The sequence below is a fragment of the Nocardia asiatica NBRC 100129 genome (assembly GCF_000308415.1).
GTDB classification, from domain to species: Bacteria; Actinomycetota; Actinomycetes; order Mycobacteriales; family Mycobacteriaceae; genus Nocardia; species Nocardia asiatica.
The window spans coordinates 1-3686 of the sequence record NZ_BAFS01000111.1; the positions used below are offsets into that span (position 1 = coordinate 1).

5 protein-coding genes are annotated in these 3686 nt (G+C 68.5%); 4 read left to right on the plus strand and 1 reads right to left on the minus strand.

Going from position 1 to position 3686, the window contains the following annotated elements; all coding sequences use genetic code 11:
- The 3 genes from ON27_RS10430 to ON27_RS10440 all read left to right on the plus strand — a co-directional run.
- A partial coding sequence (locus ON27_RS10430) for an alpha/beta hydrolase (RefSeq protein WP_043723442.1) occupies positions 1-603 on the plus strand: 603 nt, incomplete at its 5' end.
- A gap of 37 nt (positions 604-640) precedes the next feature.
- Complete coding sequence (locus ON27_RS44125) at positions 641-1159, plus strand: PspA/IM30 family protein (protein ID WP_174377834.1); 519 nt, start codon at positions 641-643, stop codon at positions 1157-1159.
- Between the two features lie 42 nt (positions 1160-1201).
- Positions 1202-2230, plus strand: a complete 1029-nt coding sequence (locus ON27_RS10440) for a hypothetical protein (protein ID WP_043723443.1) — start codon at positions 1202-1204, stop codon at positions 2228-2230.
- A gap of 385 nt (positions 2231-2615) precedes the next feature.
- Here the strand turns inward: ON27_RS10440 and ON27_RS39805 are convergent, their stop codons facing one another.
- Complete coding sequence (locus tag ON27_RS39805; RefSeq protein ID WP_157227143.1) at positions 2616-3119, minus strand: DUF3558 domain-containing protein; 504 nt, start codon at positions 3117-3119, stop codon at positions 2616-2618.
- A 320-nt stretch (positions 3120-3439) separates the two neighbouring features.
- Between ON27_RS39805 and ON27_RS44310 the strand changes: the two genes are divergently transcribed.
- Positions 3440-3686 (plus strand): hypothetical protein (locus ON27_RS44310; protein WP_218002975.1); only part of this gene is annotated, 247 nt, incomplete at its 3' end.

Here is a 3686-nt window from a genome sequence, read left to right on the forward strand (position 1 = left end):
GGGCACATCCTGTTCGCGCACGGCAACGCGGGCAACATCGGCGACCGGGTGCCGATCTACGCGTTGCTCACCGAGGCCGGGTTCGACGTGCTGGCTTTCGACTACCGCGGGTACGGGCGCAGCACCGGAAAACCCACCGAGCGCGGCACTTACCTCGACGCCCGTGCCGCGCGCGCCGCCTTGCTGGCACAGCCCGGTGTCGACCCGGCCCGGGTGCTGTACCTGGGCAAGTCACTCGGCGGCGGCATCGTCCTCGAGCTGGCGGAGCGGTATCCGCCGGCCGGAGTGATGCTGATGTCCACCTTCACGGGGCTTCGTGACGCCGCTCGCTCGGTGTATCCGTTCCTGCCCGCGCCGCTGGTCCCGAACGCCTATCCGAACGAACGCCGCATCCGCGCCCTGCGCGCCCCGGTCCTGATCATGCACGGCGACCAGGACGAACTGCTGCCCCTGCGGCACGCGCAACGGCTCTACGCCGCGGCGCGGGAGCCGAAACGGCTCGTCGTCTTTCCCGGCGCCGGGCACAACGACCTGATCGTCGTGGGCGGTTCGGCCTGGTACGACCTCGTGCGCGAGTGGGCGGGCGCGCAGGTGCGGTCGTGAACCCCGCGGCCCGGACGTGGCTGCGTAGCCTGGCGGTATGAGTGACGACAGCGAGATCGTGCGCCGGTTGGCCGACCTCTCCGACGCGGAGCTGGCGGGTGTCCTGCTGGTCGCGACGGCGGCGCGGCCCGGGTTCGCGGCGGTGCACGCGGCGCTGCTGGGACTGCTGGAAACCGCTGATGCGGTCGGTGCGCCGGATGTGACTCCTACCACCCCGGGTGGCGTCCCTTCGCCCCCTGAGCGGGTGCCGGAGATATCCGGCCAGGTCGGCGGCACTTCCGCGGTACCGGCGGTACCGGTACCGCCGCAGGGTATGGCGCCTCCCGGCGCGAGCGGCGGATATTCGCCCTCCGGCGTTCCTACTTTCGAGTCAGTTCGCGATAAGGTCGAGCAGCGCTACGGCACCGCGCAGGGGATGGGCGAACTCGACCGGCAGACTCCCGCGGGACGCAGCGTGGACGAACAATGGCAGGCACGCGAGAAGGCCGCGCGGGAGCGGCTGGACCGGATCCGGCAATCGATGCGGGACCACGACGTCGACCCTGACCAGCCGTGACCCGGCCGGGCGCGCCGGACGATTAGTGATGGATGGATTTCGATGAGCGAGCCGCGTGAAATCGCCGAACGGCTACTGGATGCCCAGGTGGAATTCCTGCTCGCCGAGGTGAGCGGTGCGCGCTTCGCCGAGGTGATCGCCCGCGACACCGAAGCGGTGCTCGCCGTCGCCGACACCCTGGTCTTCCGGGACGTCGTCGAGATCGAGCAGGCCAAGCAGACCGTCCGGACCATCGTCGAGCTGATCGGCGGCAGCCCCGTGATCGCCGACATGGTCGGCGTCTTCGCCGACTCCATCTACGACCACATCGCCGCCAACCACGACTACCGGCTCGGCGAGGTGGTCGAGCGCGAGCCGGTCGAGGCGCTGCTGGAGAAGATCTTCGGCATGCACCAGGCACAGGAGCGCATCCTCGACCGGCTCACCGAGAGCCCGCTGGTGGCGACGGTCGCCTCGAAGTTCGTGGACAAACTGATCAACGACTTCATGCAGGCCAACCGGGAACGCGCCGAAAAGATCCCGGGCGTGTCCTCGCTGATGTCGCTGGGCCAGTCCGCGGCCAACCGCGCCAAGAAGGTCGCCGCCGACAGCACGTTCGTCGGCGACCTGGCGGGCAAGGGCGCGCTGTTCGCGCTCAAGCGCACCAACAACGCCATCCGCGAGATGCTGCGCGACGCGCCGGTACACGACGCCGCGATGGAGTTCTGGGACCTGCACGCCGACGAACCGGTCAGCGGGCTGCGCCAGTACCTCACCCAGAAAGACCTCAACGAACTGGTGCTGCTCTGCTACGAAATCGCCGTCACCACCCGCGAGAAGGAATACTTCGGCTTGCTCGTGGACGAGTGCGTCGAGGTGTTCTTCACCAAATACGGCGACTACACGCTGGCCGCCATGCTGCCCGAACTCGGCCTCACCGGTGACGACATCGCCCGGGAGATCCTGCGCTACGGACCCGCGGTCATCGAGGGCGCGAAGCGAGAAGGCGTACTGGCCGGGCTGATCCGCGAACGCCTCGCGCCGTTCTACACCTCGGACGAGGTACTCGCCATACTGGGGGGCTCTGTCTAATTGCCGCGCCTTCGCGCGGCGTGTTCGCGGCCCCTTTGTGGCTCGCGTTTGCGCGGCCGCCGCTTGCTCCTTCGTCGCTTGCGCGGCGGCCGCGCAAACGCGAGCCGGGCCGCGAACGGGCAATGCTCGGTCTCGCTTCGCTCGGAACTGGGAGTTGGGCGGGTGGGGTTGCATTGGACACGGACCGTGCGAGTTCAGCTCGGCAGTGGTCGGTGAGGTGGGGAAGCTGTGTGGGATGCGGTAGCGCGTGGATTGCGCGCGTAGTCGCAAGTGGTGAGTTTGTTCGGTCTCGATCAGGAGGGCGGTCCTGTGATGGACGGCTGAACCGATGCGCGCCGGTTTTCGGTAGCGCATCGGATGGCTGATGCCGTGGCCTTGCGCCGCGCTACTTCGGGAGGGCGGGGACGATCGCTTCGCCGATGGTGGTCAGGCGGTCGCAGGGGTTCTGGCCCGCGGTTTTGTTGATCAGCGTCAGTTGCAGCAGGCCCTGGCGGGCGGGGAACAGCACGTCGCACATCTGGTCCTTGGCGGCGTTGTCGACGCGGAACTGGCGGCCGGGGCGTCCGCCGATCGTGACGTCCTGGAAGTCGACGTTGCCCGGCTTCCGCTCGAACTCGGCGACGGACGAGCCGTTGGAGAACACCCCGAGGGTGAAGTCGGCGCCCTTCCAGCCGCAGATCTCCCAGCCGGGCTGCTTGACCCCGCCGACGCCGACCTGCTTGCTCGCCGGGTCGAGTCCGGCGCTGGTCAGCGCGTTGTCGGGTATGCCGGTGCAGGGATCGAACAGCGTGGCGGACGTGCCCGCGGCCGCCTGCGTGGTGGTCGTCGCCGGTGACCCGCCGGAATCGTCGCCACAGGCGGCGAGTCCGAGTACAAGTGCTGTTGCCAAGGGAACCAACGTGATTCGGTGCGCCATCCCGCCCTCTTGCCTCCGGTGTGTCGCGCCGGACTGTATCAGAGTCGCGCCGAGGGGTTTCGCGGCGGGCGAACCCGGGTATGAGGCAGCGTGACTCGGTTCTGCCCGCATCCGCGCGGAGGCCGGAATCGTCGCGCCCGGTAACCCTTCGTTGCCAGTGTGTTTAGAAGTCCGCACAGTGTCCGTTTTGTCCGCATTTCGCGTTGACACCGGTATGGCCCTGTGAAAGTTTGCCCCTGATTTCCGTGTCCTCGCCGTGCAGCGGTCACGGCGGCCGAGCGGAGGAGCAGAGGGTGGTGCGGTCAAGTCGAGGACCGGAAATATCCGGCGGCACACGGTTGTCCACGCCCGACGCTCTCCTCGGCGAACGGCAGGGATCGGGCAGCGGAATCGTCCGCCCTCGCACCATTCGCGGACAGTTGGCTCGAATCCTCGTCGTCTCCTTGGTTCTGGTGCTCGCGCTGCTGGGCGCGATGGTCGCGCGGGAGGTCGACGCGTACCGCGGGAGCCGGGACACGGCGGCTGCGGTATCACTGGCGC